The 21534-nt window shown below is 67.5% G+C and carries 21 protein-coding genes and 1 tRNA gene; 16 read left to right on the forward strand and 6 right to left on the reverse strand.

The window, feature by feature from the left end; genetic code table 11:
- Position 1 precedes the first annotated feature (1 nt).
- The 15 genes from ACI3KU_RS14920 (at position 2) to ACI3KU_RS14990 (ending at position 16539) form a co-directional block, all read left to right on the forward strand.
- Positions 2–1396, forward strand: coding sequence for an aldehyde dehydrogenase family protein (locus tag ACI3KU_RS14920; protein ID WP_404923097.1), 1395 nt, complete (start codon positions 2–4; stop codon positions 1394–1396).
- A gap of 47 nt (positions 1397–1443) precedes the next feature.
- Positions 1444–2223 (forward strand): 3-oxoacyl-ACP reductase, encoded by a 780-nt coding sequence (locus ACI3KU_RS14925; protein ID WP_404923098.1) that lies wholly within the window; start codon positions 1444–1446, stop codon positions 2221–2223.
- On the forward strand, positions 2216–2932 hold the full coding sequence (locus tag ACI3KU_RS14930) for a gamma-glutamyl-gamma-aminobutyrate hydrolase family protein (RefSeq protein WP_404923099.1): 717 nt from the start codon (positions 2216–2218) through the stop codon (positions 2930–2932). The genes ACI3KU_RS14925 and ACI3KU_RS14930 overlap by 8 nt, the downstream gene beginning before the upstream one ends.
- A 245-nt stretch (positions 2933–3177) precedes the next feature.
- Positions 3178–4257: a hypothetical protein gene (locus tag ACI3KU_RS14935; RefSeq protein ID WP_404923100.1), complete on the forward strand. Its 1080-nt coding sequence runs from the start codon at positions 3178–3180 to the stop codon at positions 4255–4257.
- Positions 4254–6056, forward strand: a complete 1803-nt coding sequence (locus ACI3KU_RS14940; protein ID WP_404923101.1) for a hypothetical protein — start codon at positions 4254–4256, stop codon at positions 6054–6056. Before ACI3KU_RS14935 ends, ACI3KU_RS14940 begins: the two co-directional genes overlap by 4 nt.
- A gap of 16 nt (positions 6057–6072) precedes the next feature.
- Entirely contained in the window at positions 6073–6804 is a 732-nt protein-coding gene (locus ACI3KU_RS14945) for an ABC transporter ATP-binding protein (protein WP_404923102.1), read from the forward strand.
- Positions 6804–8171 carry an ABC transporter permease gene (locus ACI3KU_RS14950; protein ID WP_404923103.1) on the forward strand — a complete coding sequence of 456 codons (1368 nt, stop codon included), beginning with the start codon at positions 6804–6806 and terminating at the stop codon, positions 8169–8171. Before ACI3KU_RS14945 ends, ACI3KU_RS14950 begins: the two co-directional genes overlap by 1 nt.
- A gap of 151 nt (positions 8172–8322) precedes the next feature.
- Entirely contained in the window at positions 8323–9192 is an 870-nt protein-coding gene (locus ACI3KU_RS14955) for a ParA family protein (protein WP_404923117.1), read from the forward strand.
- A gap of 64 nt (positions 9193–9256) precedes the next feature.
- On the forward strand, positions 9257–10156 hold the full coding sequence (locus tag ACI3KU_RS14960; RefSeq protein WP_404923104.1) for a segregation and condensation protein A: 900 nt from the start codon (positions 9257–9259) through the stop codon (positions 10154–10156).
- Positions 10146–10763 carry an SMC-Scp complex subunit ScpB gene (gene scpB / locus ACI3KU_RS14965; protein WP_404923105.1) on the forward strand — a complete coding sequence of 206 codons (618 nt, stop codon included), beginning with the start codon at positions 10146–10148 and terminating at the stop codon, positions 10761–10763. The genes ACI3KU_RS14960 and scpB overlap by 11 nt, the downstream gene beginning before the upstream one ends.
- Before the next feature lie 65 nt (positions 10764–10828).
- Entirely contained in the window at positions 10829–11590 is a 762-nt protein-coding gene (locus ACI3KU_RS14970; RefSeq protein ID WP_404923106.1) for a pseudouridine synthase, read from the forward strand.
- A gap of 213 nt (positions 11591–11803) precedes the next feature.
- Positions 11804–12913 (forward strand): prephenate dehydrogenase, encoded by a 1110-nt coding sequence (locus ACI3KU_RS14975; RefSeq protein WP_404923107.1) that lies wholly within the window; start codon positions 11804–11806, stop codon positions 12911–12913.
- Between the two features lie 4 nt (positions 12914–12917).
- Entirely contained in the window at positions 12918–13610 is a 693-nt protein-coding gene (gene cmk, locus ACI3KU_RS14980; protein ID WP_404923108.1) for a (d)CMP kinase, read from the forward strand.
- A complete protein-coding gene (der, locus tag ACI3KU_RS14985) occupies positions 13600–15102 on the forward strand; it encodes a ribosome biogenesis GTPase Der (RefSeq protein WP_404923109.1) in 1503 nt (500 codons plus the stop codon). The genes cmk and der overlap by 11 nt, the downstream gene beginning before the upstream one ends.
- Positions 15103–15627: 525 nt before the next feature.
- Positions 15628–16539: an NUDIX domain-containing protein gene (locus ACI3KU_RS14990; RefSeq protein ID WP_404923110.1), complete on the forward strand. Its 912-nt coding sequence runs from the start codon at positions 15628–15630 to the stop codon at positions 16537–16539.
- A gap of 491 nt (positions 16540–17030) precedes the next feature.
- On the opposite strand, the gene ACI3KU_RS14995 is transcribed toward ACI3KU_RS14990, so the two are convergent.
- From ACI3KU_RS14995 to ACI3KU_RS15005, 3 genes are read right to left on the reverse strand one after another with little or no spacing between them, the layout of a single operon-like run.
- The gene (locus ACI3KU_RS14995; RefSeq protein WP_404923111.1) at positions 17031–17420 is read right to left on the reverse strand and encodes an RNA-binding S4 domain-containing protein; all 390 of its coding nucleotides are present in this window, start codon (positions 17418–17420) and stop codon (positions 17031–17033) included.
- Positions 17417–18343: a lysoplasmalogenase gene (locus ACI3KU_RS15000; RefSeq protein WP_404923112.1), complete on the reverse strand. Its 927-nt coding sequence runs from the start codon at positions 18341–18343 to the stop codon at positions 17417–17419. The genes ACI3KU_RS14995 and ACI3KU_RS15000 overlap by 4 nt, the downstream gene beginning before the upstream one ends.
- Before the next feature lie 41 nt (positions 18344–18384).
- Positions 18385–18978, reverse strand: a complete 594-nt coding sequence (locus tag ACI3KU_RS15005; RefSeq protein ID WP_404923113.1) for a GNAT family N-acetyltransferase — start codon at positions 18976–18978, stop codon at positions 18385–18387.
- 193 nt (positions 18979–19171) lie between these two features.
- Here ACI3KU_RS15005 and ACI3KU_RS15010 point away from each other — a divergent pair.
- Positions 19172–19245, forward strand: a tRNA-Pro gene (locus tag ACI3KU_RS15010).
- A gap of 178 nt (positions 19246–19423) precedes the next feature.
- Here ACI3KU_RS15010 and ACI3KU_RS15015 read toward each other — a convergent pair.
- Genes ACI3KU_RS15015 through ACI3KU_RS15025 form a run of 3 tightly spaced genes read right to left on the reverse strand, consistent with a single transcriptional unit; the run spans position 19424 to position 21448 of the window.
- Positions 19424–20641: a tyrosine-type recombinase/integrase gene (locus tag ACI3KU_RS15015; RefSeq protein WP_404923114.1), complete on the reverse strand. Its 1218-nt coding sequence runs from the start codon at positions 20639–20641 to the stop codon at positions 19424–19426.
- Positions 20628–20840 (reverse strand): helix-turn-helix transcriptional regulator, encoded by a 213-nt coding sequence (locus tag ACI3KU_RS15020; RefSeq protein WP_404923115.1) that lies wholly within the window; start codon positions 20838–20840, stop codon positions 20628–20630. Before ACI3KU_RS15020 ends, ACI3KU_RS15015 begins: the two co-directional genes overlap by 14 nt.
- On the reverse strand, positions 20837–21448 hold the full coding sequence (locus tag ACI3KU_RS15025; protein ID WP_404923116.1) for a hypothetical protein: 612 nt from the start codon (positions 21446–21448) through the stop codon (positions 20837–20839). Before ACI3KU_RS15025 ends, ACI3KU_RS15020 begins: the two co-directional genes overlap by 4 nt.
- Between the last annotated feature and the right edge of the window lie 86 nt (positions 21449–21534).

Below are 21534 nucleotides of genomic sequence, written 5' to 3' on the forward strand. Positions count from 1 at the left end.
CATGCGCATCCCCGCATCCCCCTTCCATGGCGGCGGCGAGTCCGTCGTGATCAATCCCGCGACCGGACAGTCGATCGGCTCGGTCGGCCTGGCAGATCTCGCCGAGACCGATGCCGCCATCGAACGCGCGCATGCCGCATCCACCGCGTGGCGGGCGGTCGCGCCGGGCGAGAGAGCACGCCTGCTGCGCGAGTTCGCCGCAGCCATCGATGCTCATGTGGACGAACTCGCGGCTCTCGAAGTCGCCAACTCCGGCCACACCATCGGCAACGCGGTGTGGGAGGCCGAGAACGTCCGCAACGTGCTGACCTACTACTCCGCAGCGCCCGAGCGTCACTTCGGGCTGCAGATCCCGGTGCCGGGAGGCGTCGACGTGACCTTCCACGAACCGCTCGGCGTGGTCGGCGTGATCGTTCCATGGAACTTCCCGATGCCGATCGCCGGCTGGGGTTTCGCTCCTGCGCTCGCGGCCGGCAATACGGTGGTGCTGAAGCCAGCGGAGCTCACTCCGTTGACGGCGATGCGCATCGGTGAACTGGCGCGCGATGCGGGCCTTCCCGACGGCGTGTTCACGGTGATCCCCGGAAAGGGGCGCGTAGTGGGCGAGCGGTTCGTGACCAACCCGCTGGTGCGCAAGGTCTGTTTCACCGGGTCGACGGACGTGGGCAAGGGCATCATGCGCGGCTGCGCCGACCAGGTGAAGCGGGTGACGCTGGAGCTCGGCGGAAAGAGCGCGAACATCGTCTTCGAGGACGCCGATCTGGAGCTGGCGGCCGCCACCGCTCCCGGCAGCGCATTCGACAATGCCGGCCAGGACTGCTGCGCCCGCTCGCGGATCCTCGTGCAGGAGAGCGTGTACGAACGCTTCCTGGAGCTGCTGCGTCCGGCCGTCGCCGACTTCCGGGTCACGGATCCGAACGACGACGCCGCGCAGATGGGGCCCCTCATCTCGGCGCACCAGAAGGCGAGCGTCGAGGCGTACCTGGCCGACGCCGATATCGCGTTCTCCGGCCAAGCAGGCACCAGCGGTGACGGCTTCTGGGTGGCGCCGAGCGTGGTGCTGCCGCGGACGCTGAGCGATCCGGTGTGGACGCAGGAGATCTTCGGTCCCGTGGTGGCGGTCATGCCGTTTCGCGATGAGGCCGACGCGATCGCCAAGGCGAACGACACCGAGTACGGACTCAGCGGCTCGATCTTCACCCGTGACCTCGGTCGGGGGCTGCGGATGGCCCGCGCGGTGGACTCCGGAAACCTCTCGATCAACTCGCACTCGTCGGTGCGGTACTGGACGCCGTTCGGCGGGTTCAAGCAGTCGGGACTCGGGCGCGAACTCGGACCCGACGCGCCGAACTCATTCAGCGAGGTGAAGAACGTGTTCATCTCCACGGACTCCTGACGTCTCGACAAACAGATCTCACACTCCCGCAACACGAAAGGCATCACATGGGACAGCTCGACGGAAAGGTTGCCGTGATCACCGGCGGCGCCAGCGGAATCGGCCTTGCGACGGCGCGGAAGTTCGCCGCCGAAGGGGCGACCGTCGTCATCGGAGACCTGCCCACTAGCAATGGCGTCGCGGTGGCGGAGGAGCTCGGCGGCGCGTTTGCCGCGGTCGATGTGACGAACGCCGAACAGGTTGAGGCGATGTTCGCCCTCGCCAAGGAGAAGTACGGTCGCATCGATGTGGCGTTCAACAACGCCGGCATCTCGCCGGCCTCGGATGACTCGATTCTGAAGACCGGGATCGAGGCCTGGGACCTCGTGCAGAATGTCAACCTCACCAGTGTCTACCTCTGCTGCAAGGCGGTGATCCCGTACATGCTGGAGCAGGGTGGCGGATCGATCATCAACACGGCGTCGTTCGTCGCGCTGATGGGGGCAGCCACGTCGCAGATCTCCTACACGGCATCCAAGGGCGGTGTGCTCGCGATGACGCGTGAGCTCGGTGTGCAGTTCGCGGGGAAGGGAATCCGCGTGAACGCGCTGTGCCCGGGCCCGGTGAACACGCCGCTGCTTCAGGAGCTCTTCGCGAAGGATCCCGAACGCGCAGCGCGCCGTCTCATCCACATTCCGATGGGGCGTTTCGCGGAGCCGGAGGAGATCGCCAACGCGGTGGCCTTCCTCGGCAGCGACGAGTCCAGCTTCATCACCGCGACCGAGTTCCTCGTGGACGGTGGCTTGTCGCACGCCTACGTGACCCCGCTGGAGAGCGACTTTGAGTGAGCGCATTCCGGTGATCGGGATCACCACGTACCGCCAGAGCGCGACGTGGGGAACCTGGCCCGGAGTGGACGCCGATCTCCTCCCGGCCGCGTACGCGCGCGCCGTGGAGGAGGCCGGCGGCGCTCCCGTGCTGCTGCCGCCCGTGGCCGACGCCGCGATGGCGGCGGCGGTGGCGGACCGGCTGGACGGGATCATCGTCGCCGGCGGTGCGGATGTGTCGCCCTCCCGCTATGGGCAGGAGCCGGATCCCGCCGTCACGGTCTGGTACGACGATCGCGATGCATCCGAGCTCGCCTACCTTGCCGCGGCGGACGCCGATGAACTCCCCGTGCTCGGCATCTGCCGTGGCATGCAGCTGATGGCGGTGGCGGCAGGCGGGACGCTCATCCAGCATCTTCCCGACGCGGGTGGAGACGAGGTGCACTCCGGCGGCGATGGTGTCTACGGTCACGTCGCGGTGAACGTCGCGCACGGCACGCGGATCGCACAGATTCTCGGCGAGCGCGCCGAGGTGGAATGCCATCACCATCAGGGCGTCGGCGAGCACCCGGGATACGTCGTCACGGCACGCGGCGCGGATGGCATTGCGCACGCGATGGAGCGCCCCGGCGACCGGTTCGTCGTGGGTGTGCAGTGGCATCCCGAAGAGGGAGCCGACCGTGAGCTGTTCGCGGCTCTGGTCGCCGCGGCGCGGGCGCGCGCACGCTGACACACGCCATCTCACTCAGAATCAGGGGCGAGTCAGGGGAGTCCCTGACTCGCCCTCTTTCGTGTTCTTCCTAGGCTGGAAACACCCGGACGGATGTCTTCAGCGCGAGTTTGAGACTTTATCCCTCCGAGCGGACATACCTGTACAGCATCTGCATATCCATCCCGCGATGGATGCCGCGCCCACACAGCTTTGGATAGCCTGTGCGGACCAGGCGGCCTTGGGCCCGAAAAGGGGAGAAGAACATGAACGTAGCGAAGACGCTGTTGGTTGTGACGGCGGCGGGCGCACTGCTCGCCGGAATCACCGGTTGCACCAGCGGAGGCTCTGGCGAGGCGCTCTCTCCGGAGGACGCCTGGAAGAACTCGCCCCTGGCTCAGTACATGAACGCCGGGTATGACTTCGACGCCAGCCCGGAGGAGCAGCAGGCCGAGTCGAACAAGAAGCAGATGCAGGTAGAAGAGCTCGTCGCCGAGTGCATGTCGAAGGAGGGCTTCGAGTACAAGCCCGTCGACTACTCCACGCAAGGCGGCATGGTGATGGCCGGCGAGGACGTGGAGTGGGAACCGGACAAGAAGGAGTGGGTCGCGCAGTACGGCTACGGCGTCTTCAACAACCCGTACCAGAGCATGCAGTCGGAGGAGCCGCCCACCGAAGAGAACACGTGGGTGGATCCGAACCAGGAGTACGTCGAGTCGCTGACCGAAAGCGAGCGCACGGTGTATTACGAGACCCTCAGCGGCCCCCAGCCCACCGAAGAGGAGATGAACGATCCTGAATTCGAGTGGAAGCCCGAGAACATGGGTTGTCAGGGTGCCGCCCAGCAGGAGGTCTGGGGTGAGATGAACGTCGCCCAGGCGGACGAGTTCAAGCCGCTGATGGACGCGGTGAACAAGTTCTACGAGCAGTTCTACGGTGAGGGTGCCAAGGTCTCCGAGGCCGACAAGGCCTGGGCCGACTGCTTCGCGGAGGCCGGATACAGCGGGTTCGAGCGCCAGGGCGAGGCTATTCAGAGCTTCTACGACCGCAGCAACAAGTTCTATGAGGACGCCAATCCCTCGGCCTATGCCACCCCGGCAGCGGAGGGTGAGGAGATGAGCGAGGAAGAGTTCGTCGATCCTTCGACCACCCCGGAGTGGAAGCAGGCCGCGGAAGAGGAGATCGAGACCGCGCTGGCAGACCTCGAATGCCGCCAGAAGACCGACTACACCAAGAAGCAGCAGGACTCGATGTTCGCGGCAGAGCAGAAGTTCGTCGACGAGCACAAGGCGGAGCTCGAGGCCTACAAGGCCGCCATGGAGCAGGCCGCGGAGAAGGCCAAGTGATCGGACGACGCGGACGAAACAAGAACGAGGGATCCGAGGGGAGCGCGGAGCAGCCGGAGACGACGCCCGATCACAGCGTCGCGCCCGATGACACGGTGACCTCGGCTGTCGATGAGCCGACCGGTTCGTCGGAGGCCGCAGAGACCGAGACCTTCGGCTACGTCGCTGGGTCTACGGCTGATCCCGATGTCGCCGCGCGCACGGCGGTACCGGACGCCGATTCGGGCGACACGGCACCCTCGGACGGATTCGAGACCATTCTCGGCGCGCCATTGGCCGAGGCCGAGGACAAGCCCGACACCTCGCGGGTGAAGGGCTGGAAGCGCGTCTTCCGCGGCAACCGCATGCTCTGGATTACGGTCGTGATCGCGATCCTGGCGCTCGTGGCGGGCCTCGCCGTGCAGCGCTTCATCATCTCTCCGGCGGAGGCCGCTGCCGACAAGGAGCCCGATGCTCCCGGCCTCGTGACGGCTCCCGTGGAGTTCGGCGAGCTGAGCAACGACGTCACGATCCGTGCCGACGTGGCGTATGCGGATGCCGTCGATGTGAGCATCGACGCCTCCGACGTCAGCGGTGCCGCCATCGTCACCGGCCGCGTTCCCGCGGTGGGTGACACCCTGGACAAGCTGTCCGTGGCGATGGAGGTTGCCGGTCGGCCCGTCATCGTGCTGCCGGGTGACCTTCCCTCCTACCGCACCCTGCGCATCGGCGTGAACGGTCCGGATGTGGTTCAGCTCAAGCAGGCTCTGCAGGCTGTGGGCATCGATGGCGGCGACCCCGCCGATGGCACCTTCACTCAGCAGACCGCCGACGGTGTCGCTGCGCTCTACACCGCGGCGGGATACACCGCGCCGACCGGCGACGATGCGGCGAACTCGGCGTACAAGTCCGCTCAGGAGAGCGTGACCGCCGCGGAGCAGGGGCTTGCGCAGGCTCAGGCATCGCTGGACAAGGCGGGCCAGGGGCCGTCGAACGTGGACGTCCTGCAGGCGAACCAGGCGGTCGCGGCGGCGGAGCGCGCGCTGGAGGCCGGTCGTAACGGCCAGAACTCCGAGCCGAAGCCGGACATCCCGGCACTGAAAGACGCCTTGGACTTGGCCATCGCGCAGCGTGATGCGCTGTGGGCTGGCGTGAGCACCGAAGGCGAGCAGGGCGCCGTGGACGCGGCGCAGGAACAGCTCACCCGCGCCTACGCGGATCTGGAGACCGCCCGTCAGGGCGTTCAGGCGTCGCTGCCGTCGAGTGAGGTGCTGTTCCTCACCGACCTGCCGCGACGCGTCGACGACGTGAAGGTGAAGCGCGGCAGCAAGCTCGAGGGGGCAGCCCTCAGCGTCTCGGGTGCCACGGTTCGTCTCAACGGCTCCGCCGCCGTGGCGGATGCCAAGCTGCTCGCCGTCGGAACGGCGGGCACGTTCGCGCTGCCGGATGGCACGCAGGTCAACGCCAAGATCAGCGCCATCGATCAGGGCAAGGCGGATGCGCAGCGCTGGACCATCCAGCTGGAGCCGGAGGGATTGACCCCCGAGCAGCTGGCCAGTGTGCAGGGCACGAACGTCCGCGTGACCATTCCGGTCGGGGCGACCGAGGGCGAAGTCCTCTCTGTTCCGCTGGCTGCACTCACCGCCGGGGCCGGTGGCGAGTCCCGTGTCGAGGTCGTCGATGGCGATCCGCGCGAGGGGACGTCCGCCAAGACGCACCTGGTCGAGGTGAAGCTGGGTCTGTCCGCCGGCGGGTTCGTGGAAGTCACCCCGACCGAGGGCAAGCTCGACGAGGGCGACCTGGTGGTGATCGGCGAGTGAGCGCTCTGCATCCTGCATGCGCCTTCGTCGCCGTGCCCGCCGGCTCGCCGGCGCTGTCGGCGGGGGTCTCGTGACCGTCCCGCTCGTGCAACTGCGTGACGTCACTCGGTCATTCCCCGGTCCCCCGGAAGTGCAGGCCCTGAAGGGTGTGAACTTCACCGTGGGCGAGGGTGAGTACGTCTCGATCATCGGACCATCCGGCTCCGGCAAATCCACGATGCTGAACCTGCTGGGTCTGCTGGATCGTCCGACGGTGGGGGACTACCTCCTCGCGGGCACCAGCACCTCCACGCTGGATGACGACCAGCGCGCCGCCGTGCGCGCACGCCTGATCGGGTTCGTGTTCCAGGCGTTCCACCTGATGCCACGGCGGTCGGTGCTGGATAACGTGCTGATGCCGATGCAGTACAACGGCATTCCCCGCGCCGAACGCGAACAGCGCGCCCGCGATGCGCTGGAGCGGGTGGGGCTGGGACACCGACTCGACTTCCTGCCCCCGTCGCTGTCTGGTGGTGAGCGTCAGCGCGTCGCGGTCGCTCGTGCGGTCGCCGGAAATCCTCGGATGCTGCTGGCTGACGAGCCCACCGGAAACCTGGACCACAAGACCACGGGAGAGGTGATGGGCCTGTTCGAAGAGCTGAATGCGGACGGTCTCACTCTCGTGCTCATCACCCACGACGACAACGTGGCGCATCGCGCCCATCGTCGCGTTCGCATCGCCGACGGCCACCTGAGCGAGGTGGCGTGATGGCGCGCTCCGGCAAGCGCGAGGGGCGTGCACGCCCGCGGTGGCGCAACCCGTTTCGTCGGAAGGCCGCACCAGACGCGGCTGAGGGCAGCAGCGCGAGCGAAGAGACAGCGCCGAGTGGCGTTGCCGCGCTCCTTCGACCGGTCCCGCACGCGGACCGATTCACGATGCAGGATCTCATCGCCGAGGCGACGGCCGACATCGGTGCGCGCCCGGGCCGACTGATCATGACCACTCTGGGAACCGTGCTCGGCATCGGTGCCCTGGTGGCCACGATCGGCTTCGCCGAGACCACCGCCGGTCAGATCGCGAGCCAGTTCGACGCGGTGGCACAGACCACAGTTCAGGTGACGCCCGCGAAAGCACGCACCGGTGGCGACAAGACCGCTCCCGCCGGCCGGCTCCCGTGGGATGCTCCGGAGCGTGTGATGACGCTGGTCGGTGTCGAGGGTGCCGCGCTCATCAGCGAGGTGAGCCTCGGCTCCGAGACGATCACGGCCGTGCCCATCGTGGATCCCTCCGCCGCGCAGAAAGCGCCGCCGAGCCTCGTTGCCGCATCGGGGGATCTCCTCGCGACACTGCACGCGAAAGTCACCAGCGGGCGCATGTTCGACGCCGGTCATGATCAGCGAGCGGATCGGGTCGCGGTGCTCGGGGCAGGTGCCGCGGAGAGCCTCGGTGTGCTGCGCGTCGACCGTCAGCCCGCTATCTTCATCTCCGGGATTCCGTATGCCGTGATCGGCATCGTGGACGATTTCCAGCGGCGCTCGGACCTGCGGGACGCGGTGATCATTCCGTCGCAGGCCGCATCGGCTGATTTCCGCCTGGGCGCGCCGAGCGAGTTGCAGATTCAGATCGACGTGGGTGCCGGACCACAGGTGGCGAAGCAGGCTCCGCTGGTGCTCGCGCCGAACGCGCCCGAGACGCTGGAAGCAGCCGCGCCGCCCGCGCGATCGTCGCTGGCGGGCAATGTGCAGGCTGACGTGAACTTCGTCTTCCTGATCCTCGGTGGCATCGTGCTGCTGGCCGGTGCCCTCGGCATCGCGAACGTCACACTGCTGAACGTGATGGAGCGGGTCGGGGAGATCGGCCTGCGCCGCGCCGTAGGGGCGACGAGGCGCCAGATCGCCACGCAGTTCATGGTGGAGTCGGTGATCATCGGTCTGCTCGGCGGATTGATCGGCGCGAGCGTCGGCGTGTTCGCCATCGTGATCGTCTCGCTCACGCAGGGCTGGACTCCGGTGGTGCAGCCCTGGGTGGCCATCGGCGGCGCGCTGCTCGGTGCCGTCGTGGGGTGGCTCGCAGGCGCATATCCTGCCGGTCGCGCCGCACGCATCGAACCTGTCGCCGCGCTGCGCGGATCCTGACGGTGTGCGCCGGTCCCCGCGGACCGGCGCACACCGTCCTCCCGGATGCCTCGCCGCTCGGCGCGGGGCGAAGAGGGCGGGCACAGCGCCGCTAGACTTTTCTGAGCGCGATTCATGCGCGAGCACGGGAGATTCGGTGGCGAACAAGGCGATGACGGGCAAAAGCCAGCAGGACGGCGATGTGCTGATGGGGCCCACGGGGCGTCCCTATCACGGCTTCCCGACACCTCCGAAGCTGGACCAGCACGGTCCGGCACGCATCATCGCGCTGTGCAACCAGAAGGGTGGCGTCGGCAAGACGACCACTACCATCAGCTTGGCTGCCGCGCTCGCCGGCTACGGCCGCAAGGTGCTGGTCGTGGACTTCGACCCGCAGGGCGCGCTGTCGGCCGGTCTCGGTGTTCCGACGCACGACATCCCCACGATCTATGACCTGCTGCTGGACCCGAAGCGCGACGCGCACGATGTGATCACGGCCACACAGGTCGAGAACCTCGAGATCATGCCGGCGAACATCGACCTGTCAGCAGCCGAGGTGCACCTCGTCAACGAGGTGGCGCGCGAGACCATCCTGTCGCGCGTGCTGCGGCAGGTGTCACGCGAGTACGACGTGATCCTGGTGGACTGCCAGCCGTCGCTGGGCCTGCTCACCGTGAACGCGCTGACCGCGAGCCACGGTGTGCTGATCCCGCTGGAGTGCGAGTTCTTCGCGCTGCGCGGTGTGGCTCTGCTCATCGAGACCATCGACAAGGTGCGCGACCGCCTCAACCCCGACATCAGGCTCGACGGTGTGCTGGCGACCATGTACGACCCGCGCACGCTGCACTCGCGTGAGGTTCTCGAGCGCGTGGTCGAGGCATTCGGACACGACGTGCTGGAGACGGTCATCGGTCGCACCGTGAAGTTCCCGGACGCATCGGTGGCGGGCATGCCCATCACCGAGTTCGCGCCGGAGCACCCCGCGGCACAGGCCTATCTCCGACTGGCGCGTGAGCTGGTCGAGCGTGGCGCCGTCGCCTGAGCCTGGTGAGCTTGCCACCTCGGCTGAGGTGGCTGCGGCCGTTCGGGCTGTGCAGGCGTCCGAGATGACGGATGCGGAGGGCGATTCCTCTGTGGTCGTCGCTTCTGCGATCGTTGCGGACTCGGGGCTGGGTGACACGTCGGATGCGGACCCGGCTGTTGGAACGAGCGAAGCAGATGCGCCGAGCGGATTCCGCGTCTCCCTGTCGAACTTCGACGGGCCGTTCGACCTGCTGTTGAACCTGATCTCGGCTCACGAGGTCGATATCACCGAGGTGTCGCTGAGCACCGTCACCGACGAGTTCATCGCCTATCTGCGCGATCTCGATGATCCCTCCGAGCTGGATCAGGCAAGCGAGTTTCTCGTGGTCGCGGCGACACTGCTCGACATGAAGGTCGCGGGCCTGCTGCCGCAGGGCGAGCTGGTGGATGCGGAGTCGGTCGCCCTGCTGGAGGCTCGGGATCTGCTGTTCGCGCGGCTGCTGCAGTACCGCGCGTTCAAGGAGGCGTCGCAGTGGTTCGCTGCGCATCTGGATCGTGAGTCTCGTCGCCACGCGCGCGCCGTCCGACTGGACGAGAAGTACCGCGCCCGCGTCCCCGAGTTGATCTGGACCGCGACGCTGGACGACTTCGTCGCGACGGCGTTGATCGCCTTCGCGCCGCGAGCGATCCCCACGATCGGTCTCGACCACCTGCACGCGCCGCTCATCTCGATCCGCGAGCAGGCCGCGATCGTAGTGATGCAGCTGCGCAGTCGGGAGCAGATGTCGTTCCGCGAGCTGGTTGCGGATGCCGACGGCCCCGGCGTCGTCGTCGCCCGATTCATCTCGATTCTCGAGCTGTACCGGCACGCGGCGATCACCTTCGAACAGCTCGAACCGCTCGGAGAGCTCACCCTGCGGTGGGTGGCTGAGACCTGGTCCGATGAGACCCTTGCCGCACTGGGAGCCGACTATGACCGATGACCTCACCGATGTTCCGGCTGCCGTCGCAGAGCCGGAGGATCGTCCGCTGACCGATGCGGAGATCGCGCAGCGCATCGAGGCGATCCTGCTGATTGTGGAGGAGCCACAGTCGATGGTGAGTCTCGCGGCCGCAGTCCAGGCGCCCACCGCCGCGGTCCGCCGCGTGATCCGTGCTCTGGCGGCCGACTACGACGGAGAGAGCGGTGGGACGCGCCGGGGCTTCGAACTGCGCGAAGTGGGAGGCGGCTGGCGCTTCTACGTGCGAGCCGAGCACGACGACATGGTCTCCGACTACGTCAACGCGCAGGCGCCGTCGCGACTGTCGCAGGCAGCGCTGGAGACCCTCGCCGTGATCGCCTACAAGCAGCCCGTGACGCGCAGCCAGGTGGCGTCGATCCGTGCCGTCAACGTCGATGGTGTGGTGCGCACGTTGGTCGCACGAGGCCTGATCACCGAGTTGTTCACCGATTCCGAGACCGGCGCGATCAACTACGGCACGACCGACGCGTTGCTCACCTATCTCGGAATCAACTCGCTGGATGAGCTGCCGCCGATCTCTCCGCTGTTGGACGACGGCGCTGACGGATTCGACGGCGTGATCGCATAGGTCGAGAATGGACATGCGATCCTCACGCGGGGATGGCTTGCTGACGTGAATGAGATGACTGACGAATGAACACGACCGACGACACGAGTGACGACAACCGGGTGCGACTGCAGAAGGCGCTGGGCAACGCCGGAGTGGCGTCGCGCCGCGTGGTGGAGGACATGATCGTCGCGGGTCGCATTCGCGTGAACGGTGAGGTCATCACCGAGCTCGGCTCGCGCGTCAATCCCGAGACCGACCTCATCGACGTTGACGGTACGGCCATCCAGCTCGACACCACCAAGCGGTACGTCATGCTGAACAAGCCGACCGGCGTGGTCAGCTCGATGAAAGACGAGCAGGGCCGCACGGACCTGCGCGCGTTCACGACCGACTGGGAGGAGCGCCTCTACAACGTTGGTCGGCTGGACGCCGAGACCAGTGGCCTCCTCGTGCTCACGAACGACGGCGACCTCGCGCACGTGCTGGCGCACCCGTCGTTCGGCGTGACCAAGGTGTACATCGCCAAAGTGCGCGGTGAAGTGCTCCCGCGCACGATCGCACAGCTGACGAAGGGGATCGAGCTGGAGGACGGGTTCATCCAGGCCGACAAGGCGCGACTGCTCGACTCGTCCCGCGGTTCCAGCCTGGTGGAGCTGACCCTGCACTCCGGGAAGAACCGCATCGTGCGCCGGATGATGGCGGCCGTGGAACACCCCGTCACCGAGCTCGTGCGTCGGCAGTTCGGTCCGCTGCACCTCGGGCCGCTGCCCATCGGCAAGGCGCGCGAGCTCACCGCCGCCGAGCGCGGCGCGCTGCTCACCATCGCGCGTGAGGCGAAGAGCTGACTCTCGGAGGCACGACAGTCATCCGGGTGTCCTGAACGCAGGAGCATGCGGTGGATCCATGACGCATTCGTCGATCCGCTCATGGATTCGACCCATGTTCATGGATTCACCGCAGGTTCCGGGGACTGAAGTTCCCAGGCGGCGACGCCCGCGCCCGGTAGACTGGTTCGTCGGTGTGCCCCGCGCCGTCCCCGCCCCTGAACTGGAGTTATCGTGACCGATCCCGCGACCCGCGTCGCATCGCGCCTGTCGGGCACCGTCCGCATCGTCGGTGCGGGGCTGCTCGGTGCGAGCATCGGTCATGCGCTTCGTCTCACCGGCGTCGATGTCGCGCTGACCGACACGTCGCCGGCGCAGCTGCGCCTCGCGGTGGACTACGGGGCCGGACGAGCCGCCGCGGCGGATGACCAGCCCGCGCTCGTCGTGGTCGCGGTGCCGCCAGATGTGGTGGCCGACGTGATCGAGGCAGAGCTCGCCGCCTACCCGCAGGCGGTCGTCACCGACGTCGCCAGCGTCAAGCTGCAGCCGTACCTCGAGCTTCGCGCTCGCGGTGTCGACCTGTCGCGCTACATCGGCTCCCACCCGTTGGCCGGACGAGAGCGCGGGGGAGCGATCTCCGCTCGCGCCGACATCTTCACCGGACGTCCGTGGGTGGTCTGCCGCGACAGCGAGACCTCGCGCGATGACCTGGTGCTCGTCGAGTCTCTGGCGCTGGAGCTCGGAGCGACGCCGCTCGAGATGACGCCCGAGGAACACGACCGCGCCATCGCGCTGACGTCGCACGTTCCGCAGCTGGTCGCCTCTCTGCTTGCCGGTCGATTCCGCAGCGTCGATGAGGGGCTTCTTCAGCTCGCCGGCCAGGGCGTGCGCGACACCACGCGCATCGCCGCCTCCGCGCCGGAACTGTGGGTGCAGATTCTGAGTGCGAACGCGGGTGAGGTGGTCGACGTTCTCGATCAGCTCGCAGGCGATCTCACCGCGGTGGCTGACGCGCTGCGTTCTCCTGACGTTCCCGGTGCTCGGCGCGAGATCGCCGAGACCATTCGTCGCGGCAACGAGGGCGTCGAGCGCCTCCCCGGCAAGCACGGGCAGTTCCGCCAGTTCGAGAAGCTGGTGGTCATGGTCGACGACACGGCCGGCCAGCTGGGGCGCCTGTTCGGTGATCTCGGTGAACTCGACATCAACGTCGAAGACCTGCGCCTTGAGCATTCGCCGGGGGCGCAGTTCGGTCTTGCGGAGATCAGCGTGGACCCGTCGATCGTGCTGCGGGCGACGGCCGGGCTCGAAGAGCGGGGCTGGCGGATTGCGAGCATGAATGACTGAGCACATGGCAGACACCCGCGGACCGTTCATCATCGCGATCGACGGACCCGCCGGATCCGGGAAGTCGAGCGTCTCGAAGGAGATCGCTCGTCGGCGCGGCTACGGCTACCTCGACACCGGCGCCGCGTATCGTGCGCTGGCGTGGCTCGTGCTGGAGCGCGGGGGCGACACGGACGATGCCGCGGCCGTGCGTGCGGCGGCTGACGGCTTCGCGCCGGTGATCGGCCTCGACCCGGACGAGCGACAGGTGTCCGTGGAGGGCACCGACGTCACCGCGGCGATCCGTGACCCGCGCGTGTCCGCCGCGGTCAGCGGTGTGGCGCGGATCCCCGAGATCCGGACCTATCTTAACGCGATGTTCCACGACATCGTGGCATCGTCGGGCCGCACGGCCGTGACGATCGAGGGGCGCGACATCACCACGGTGGTCGCGCCCGATGCGCCGGTGAGGATTCTCCTCACGGCGTCGCCCGAGGTGCGCGCCGCGCGCCGGAGCAAGGAGCTGGTGGGCGAGGATGCTGCTTCGGTGGCCGCCGCCCTGCACAAGCGGGACGCGTCGGATGCTGCCGTCGTGGACTTCTTCGAGGCGGCTCCCGGTGTCGAGGTGGTCGATTCCAGCGACCTCGACTTCGAACAGACCATCGCTGCGGTGCTATCCGTGGTGGACCGCAGGAGCGGAGAGACAGATGTCGACTGAAGAATATGAAGGCGGGCCTGACCAGCTCGAGGAGAAGCTCGCGAGCATGGACGAGGAGCTCATCGAGGCGCGCGCGGCGACCCTGCGCTCCAGCCTCGAGGAGTACGACCTCGACGAGGAGGATGCGGCTCTGCTGCAGACCGTCTTCGTTGACGAGAACGGGATGGAGTACTCGCCCGCGCTGCCGGTGGTCGCCATCGTCGGTCGTCCGAACGTCGGCAAGTCGGCGCTGGTGAACCGCATCCTCGGTCGTCGCGAGGCTGTTGTGGAGGACACCCCGGGTGTCACGCGTGACCGTGTTACCTACAAGGCCGAATGGCTGGGTCGTCGCTTCTCGCTGGTGGACACCGGTGGGTGGGAGCCCGACGCTCGCGGCATCGACGCTTCTGTGGCGGCGCAGGCCGAGATCGCGATCGACCTCGCGGACCTCGTGCTGTTCGTCGTCGACGCGATGGTGGGCGCCACGTCCACCGACGAGCACGTCGTGAAGCTGCTACGCAAGTCGGGCAAGCCGGTGTTCGTTGTCGCCAACAAGATCGACGACGCCCGTCAGGAGCCCGAGGCCGCCGCCCTCTGGAACCTCGGTCTCGGTGAGCCGTATCCGGTGTCGGCTATCCACGGTCGAGGTGTGGCCGACCTGCTGGATAACGTCATGAAGAAGCTGCCGGAGGTGTCCGCGGTCGCCAAGCAGGAGATCGGCGGCCCGCGTCGCGTCGCCATCCTGGGTCGTCCGAACGTGGGAAAGTCGTCGCTGCTGAACAAGGCGGCCGGCGAAGAGCGCGTGGTCGTCAACGACCTCGCCGGCACCACGCGTGACCCGGTGGATGAGATCGTCGAGCTCGGCGGCAAGCTGTGGCGCTTCGTCGACACCGCCGGTATTCGCCGTCGCGTGCACCTGTCGCAGGGGGCCGATTTCTACGCGTCGCTGCGCACGTCCGCCGCGCTGGAGAAGGCCGAAGTCGCGGTCGTCGTCCTCGACGTCTCCGAGCCGATCAGCGAGCAGGACGTCCGCATCATCGATTTGGTGCTGGAGTCGGGCCGTGCCCTGGTGCTCGCGTACAACAAGTGGGACCTCCTGGACGACGAGCGTCGCCGCTACCTGGAGCGCGAGATCGAGCAGGATCTGGCGCATGTCGCCTGGGCTCCGCGGGTGAACATCTCCGCGCGCACCGGTCGTCACCTGGAGAAGCTGGTGCCCGCTCTCGAGCTGGCTCTGGACTCGTGGGACACCCGCATCCCGACCGGAAAGTTCAACGCGTTCCTGTCGGAGCTCGTGGCCGAGCACCCGCACCCGCTGCGCGGCGGCAAGCAGCCGCGCATCCTGTTCGGCACGCAGGTAGCGACGCGTCCGCCGACATTCGTGCTGTTCACGACGGGCTTCCTGGACCCCGGCTACCGCCGCTACATCCAGCGCCGCCTCCGCGAGCTTTACGGCTTCGAGGGTTCGCCCATCGTCGTCAACATGCGCGTGCGCGAACGCCGCCAGCGCTGAGTTGGTGCAGAACCGCCCCGGGGAATCCGGGGCGGTTTGGTGTTTCTGCCGGGAGGACGGTTCGCGGCTGCGCACCTCCGTGCTGACCGCGGGCAGTGAGACGAGGTGGCTGTCCACCTCCGGCCGCTGAGCGAGCGCAGCGAGACGAGTGGCTTCGTGGGTTGTGCTGGATCGGCTCGCCCGGGTTTCTGGAGAGCGCCGCGAGACGAGTCACCTGACTTGAGCGCTCCGGGGTCCGTCCGCCTCCGGCCGCTGAGCGAGCGCAGCAAGACGAAGTAGCTTCGTTAGCTTTCCGGGATCCGCTCGATCCAGTGTCTGGCAAGGCAGCGAGATGAGCCATGCGACTTGAGCGCTCCGTGGTCCTTCGCCTCCGGCCGCTGAGCGAGCGGAGGGGAGACCAAGCGTGGCCAGACGAGGCGGATGCGCGGGCTGGCTCAGCACTATTCCGCCACGCCGTGCGTCATCGGACGCAACGCGGGGCGCCTTCACGGGCCCGCCGCGCGCCGGGTGTGCGAGTCTGGAGGGGTGACGATCGTGCCCCCAACCCCCGGTGAACCGCGTCGACCGCAGGGGCCGCGTGATCCGGGCGATGCGTGGGTTGTCGCGGAAGACGGCACGAAGTACTGGGGCGCCTTCGGCGCTGCGGGTCTGCTGGCCGTCGATGAGGTGCGCGGCGTGCTGCTCCAGAAGCGCGTCGAGTGGAGTCATTTCGGCGGCACGTGGGGAATCCCGGGTGGGGCGCTGCACCTGGGTGAGGACGCTGTCACCGGCGCGTTGCGGGAATCACAGGAGGAGGCAGCGGTACCGCCCGGTGCCGTCCGTCCGCTGCTGACCCGTGTTCTTGATCTCGAGATCTGGCAGTACACAACCCTCGTCGCGACGGTCGAAGAGCCGTTCGTTCCCGAGATCGCCGATCCCGAGAGCTTGGAACTGCGCTGGGTTCCGCTCGATCAGGTCGAGAATCTCCCGCTGCATCCTGGCTTCGGAGCCGCCTGGCCCGAGCTTCGTCGGCTGTTGGACCTCCGTCCCGTGATCGTCGTCGATGTCGCGAACGTCGTCGGTTCCGTGCCGAACGGCTGGTGGAAGGATCGTGCTGGAGCATCGGCGCGAGTCCTGGAGCGGCTCGCGCGGCTCGCGTCCGAGGGAATCGCGGGCGATCGCTTCGGCGAGCCTGATGTGCGGTGGTTCCCGTGGATCGTCGCGGTCCTCGAGGGTGAGGCGCGCGCCGCGCAGGATGTTGATGGCATCACCGTGATGCGCGCTGATGGCTTGGGCGATGAGGCCATTGTGGCCGCCGTTGCGCTCGCAGGTCATGAGGAGGATCTGCCGCCGCGCGTGACAGTGGTGACGAGTGATCGTGAGCTGCAGGATCGGGTGTCGGCGTTGGGCGCGACCCCGCGTGGTGCGCAATGGATCACGGAGCTGCTGGGGGAGTAGCGCTCGACCGTCTGGTCCTCTGATCTGCCCTGACGAGGCGTCCCGGCCGCCCCCGAGCCGTGCGCGGTGCTCTGAGATGAGGATAATCGCGCCAAGCGATGGCGAAATGGCGGGATACGTCCTCGCCTCGACGAAATATCCTCGTTTCGAGACGACCGTCGCGCGGAGGTTCGACAGTTGCGGCGAACAGCCCGATGCCACCTTGCGGCGTCCCCGTTCAGCCGGCAACCCCGGACTGGCAAAGAATTCTGGACGGCGAGGTCCCGCAGAGACCAGAGGGTCTCGGTCAAACCGAACCGATCCGCCGCGACGGCAGCATCACGATCGTCGTTCCACGTTCCTCGACGTGTGGCGCGTTCGAAGACGGAGGGTGCGGTCGTCACCACCCGCGATGATCACAGCGTTGCGCGGGCAGCACTGTGCTTGGTCGCGGGACCCGTGACACTCCGTCGACAGTTGGTCGCGAAGCTGTCGCCGTCCTACTCGTCGTCCTATTCGTCGTCGAGCTCGTCGAGGTCTCGCCCGCGCAGCCGGTCGATATCCCGACGTTCCCGTTTCGTGGGTCGTCCCGCGCCGCGGTCGCGTTTCGCGAAGACCCCAATCTCGCTGGCACTGGGGCGCGGTGGCGTACGGTCTTCGATGGCGAGTGCCGCGAGGGGTGCGCCGACGCGTTTCCTGATGAGCTGGCGGACCACGAGGATACGGTCGAACCCTTCGATGCGGATGCGAACTTCGTCGCCGATACGTACTTGTTGGGCTGCCTTCGCGCGTTCGCCGTTGAGTCGGACGTGGCCGGCTCGGCATCCTGCGGTGGCGGCAGAGCGGGTCTTGTAGACGCGGACCGCCCAGAGCCAGCTGTCGACGCGTGCGCTGTCGCTCATGCAGCTGCCGCGTTCTGCCGGCGGCGGAGGGCGGCGAGCGCTCCGGCGGCGATGAGGCCCTGTCCGAGGGTGTAGGTGAACATGATGGCGGCGTCCGTGATCGGTGGAGTGAGTTCGGGCAGGAACAGCATGAACGCAAGGATCGTGTCGGAGGCGAGGAAGAACAGCGCACCGACGAGCACCATCGGCGAGCACCGGGTGGCGAATGCCGCGGTGAGCCCCAGCACGATGCCGTAGGCCGCGACAGCAACGGCGAGTTCCTTCGCGGCCGGTGCGATCACGATGACCATCGCCGCCCACCACACAATCAGCAGCGCTGCTGCGAGCGAGAACTTCCGCACGCGGAGGTGGCGCCAGAAGAGAGCGATGTAGGCGAGGTGCGCGATGCCGAAGAACGCCAGCATCATCGGCAGCGTGGGGAGGAACGGGACGAAGACGCCTGCTCCGTCGCCGAGCCACGAGAAGAGGATTGCGGCGAGCAGCAGCGCGATCGGCGCCGTGGCGCGGAGTCCACGGGCACCCACGAGCACCGCAAAAGCGAGGAGCGGCATGAGGCCGAGCTTCGTCGGGGTGGCGAGGGCGTCGTTGTGGAAGGCGAGGGCGATGACGTGAACCGTGGAGAGCGCGATGAAGGGAAGGAAGGCCCAGCGAGGGACACGGCGAGCGGCTGTGCGGCTGCGTGCCCGTCGTGAGCTCTTTGCGGGAGTCACGGTGGCCGCGCTCGTGGTTTCGATCGGGCTGCCGTCTTGCGGGCGACTTTCCGCGACATCGCTCGCGTCATCTGCTGGTGCTTCGCGATCTTCGGCGTCGGGCTGGTCCTGGTTCACAGCAGTCTCGGTCCCTTTGTGAGCTGAGTCGTTCTCGGCGCGGTGCTGGTCCTGCTGCTTGTCAGTCTGCTCAGCGTCGGGGGAACGGCTGTCCAACGGCGGCCTCCTCTGGTGGATGTCCCTTCATCGTAGGGTCGTCATGTGGCGGCCACCGGGAGCGACAGGGTCATCACTGCGCGTCCGTTTGAGGGCCGACTGGCGACGGAGAATCCGCTCTCCTCGAACATCGCGAGCGTGCCGTGGAAGAGTTCGCTGGCGGAGCGCTTCACCTCCGTGGTGTCCACCGGATACCCCTCGATCACGCGGGCGCCGTGGTCTTGCGCATATTCGATCGCGGCGTCCAGTAACAGGTGCGCGAGTCCGATCCCGCGGTGATCGCGCCGGATCACGAAACAGGTGACGGCCCACACCGTCGGATCGTCGAGCGGTTCTGGGCTGCCAGAGGTAACCAAGCGTGTCCGTGCAATGCGGGCCTGCAGTGTCCGCGGACCGACGCGCACCCACCCTGCGGGAACGTTGTCGACGTAGGCGATGAGCCCGGGGGAGACGGGCGCGCCGAGCTCCTCTTCGAAGCGGACCTCCTTGTCAGCGCGTGTGAGGGAGCGGAACTCCGCGTTCGGCATCGTCCACCACTGGCACTGGCAACTGGGTCCGTCGCCGCCTCCCGTGATGGCATGTTGGACGTCTGCGAATCGCTCCGCGCTCGCCGGTTCGATGGTGATGTTCGCCATGTTCTGCACCCTACGCCGACCCTCCGACACGCGCGACCGCCTCGGTTCGCGACTGCCCTCCCGAGCGGGTAGGATGGTGGAGTTGCCTCCGAGGAGGCAAGAAAACTGAACAACGGGCTGTGGCGCAGCTTGGTAGCGCACTTGACTGGGGGTCAAGTGCGGTAGCGGCTGGTTCAGCCTGAAAAATGAACAACGGGATGTGGCGCAGCTTGGTAGCGCACCTGACTGGGGGTCAGGGGGTCGCAGGTTCAAATCCTGTCATCCCGACACAAAAGCCCAGGTGAGAGCATGTTTCTCGCCTGGGCTTCGTCGTTCGCGTTCGAGGGTTTATGGGGACCTTCGTGGACTGGGTTCCGTTGCGTCGCGATGTCCACGAGTGGGTGCGTTGCCACGCGCCGGGACACAGCCGGGACACTGGCGCCCCATTTGCGGCTCGTGCGGCGGATCACCGGTGCGGTGAGGTCCGCGTCGCGGCCGAGGTCCGGGAGGGCGTTGTCCGCTGTTCTTGGGCGTCGAGGAATGCGTTCGCCTGCTCTGCGGCGGAGGCGAGGTGGCGGGTGTCGGGGTGCAGGTAGCCGCGGGTGGTCTCGATGGATTTGTGTCCGAGGATGCGTTGCAGCACGTGCAGGGGGATGCCCGCGTCGGCCATCCAGGTCGCGCCGGTGTGGCGGAGTCCGTGTCTGGTGAGTGAGGGCAGTCCGAGCTCGGTGACGAGGTCGTCCCATTTGGTCGCGTCGCGCACGCTCGCTGTGGTGAGGACGCCGCCTCTGGGGCCGCGCAGCAGTCGCTCGTCGGGCTCGCGCTCTGCCGTCAGGCGCTCCAAGACTGGCTTAAGCGCGTTCAGGATCGGGACCGGACGCGCCGCCCGTCCCTTGGTCTGCTTAGTGACCAGGCCACCGGATCCGGGGTAGGTCTGCCGTTCGATGGTCACGATGTTCGTCTCCGAGTTGACGTCGCCCACGCGGAGCCCGGCGATCTCGGAACCTCGGGAGGCGAGGAGTGCGCAGAGCATGACGAAGTCCGAGTAGCTCTGGTGCACCTGTGCGCATGCTTCGGCGAGCCGGTTCAGCGTGGCGAGGTCGGGCAGGGCGTGGGCGCGCGGTGAGGTGTGTTCGGCGGGGATGATGAGGGCGGATTTGCCGAGGCTGCGTCGGGATCTGTTGCGGGCTGGGTTGCTGGCGAGCACGTCGTCGCGTACGGCCTCGTCGAGCACGCGTACGAGTGGTGCGATGCTGTTTTTGATTGTCGAGGCGGAGTGCACCTTCTCCCAGTCGTCGATGGTGCGATCGATCATCCCGGCCGTGATCTGCGAGAGCGGCAAGTGACCGAGTGCGGGGAGCACGCGCAGACGCAGGCCGACCTTGTAGCCGTCGGCGGTCGAGGTCGGGTCCAGGCCTCGCGTCCACCGGTCTCCGATGGTCGCCAGGTAGTCCGCGAAGGTGATGCGGCGGTCGATGCCTATCTCCGAGGACTTCAGCAGATCGCTGAAGAACGCCTCGGCGGCTTCCTCGTCGGGTACGACGAGTGCGCGTACGATGCGCCGTCGGGTCTGCGGGTCGATCCAGCGCGCCCGTGCCCGGATGCCGGAGGCGCGGTACTCGAGGTCGGTGGTGACCTTCACCCCGAAGGGAGGGACGGCTGGGGCGCTTTCAGCTGTGCTCATCGGCGGAGAGCGACGCGAGCCACGTCTCGACAGCGTCGAGGCGGTACCGGGTGATCCCGCCCATCCGCAGGAACGGCGGTCCCTTCTTGTCGGTGCGCCACCGCGACAACGTCGCCTCCGAGACCTTCAGGTAGGCGGCGACCTCCCGGCTGTCGAGCAGCGGCGACACTAGTGGCGTCTCGGTGATCGTCTCGCTCATGGTCGGTCGCTCCAGTCGGTGTTCACGATCTCCTGGATCGTCGCGTCCTGCTCCTGCTGCCGGGCGCGGATCTGTTCCTCCACGAATGCGAGGAAGTCCTCGGTGCGCTCGGTCACGGGCCGGTCGGTGGTGTCGGGCTCCGCCCAGCTCTCGGCTTCACCACCGGGCCAAGGGGTGATACGGGTGGGCCGGTCGCGGTCCAGGCGGGTGCCGGAGATAGTGACCCAATCGCGGAGCCGTTCGCGGGCGAGGCTGAAATCGTGGTGCCAGGCGAGGGCCTGGTTGCCCTTGGCTTGCGGGTCGTAGCTGAACAGCCAGTGCTGGCGGAGCGCGGACAGCTCCCAGAGCAGCTCGGGGTGGCGGTGCCACATCGGCGGGATGATCTGGGCGGGCAGTCCGTACTCGTGTCGGAGCCAGTCGACCCAGGCGTTGAGCTCGAGCAACTCGTGCTCCAGGTCCTCGGGTGGCAAGTTCCGCCAGTTGATCGGCCGCGGCACCTCGCCGAGGACGTCGTTGATGTGCTGGGTGTACTGCTCCTCGAAGATGCGGCGTACCTCGTCGCCGGGATCGTCCGAGAGCGGCACCTCCGGGTCAGTCGTGTCGGGCATCGCGATCCTTCATCCACGGTGGGAACGGGGGAAGGGTGCCGCCGGCGGGTGGCTGCGGGGCCGCCGGCGGCACCCGGCTCATCGGG

This window comes from Microbacterium sp. ZW T5_56, from assembly GCF_044987425.1.
GTDB lineage: Bacteria > Actinomycetota > Actinomycetes > Actinomycetales > Microbacteriaceae > Microbacterium.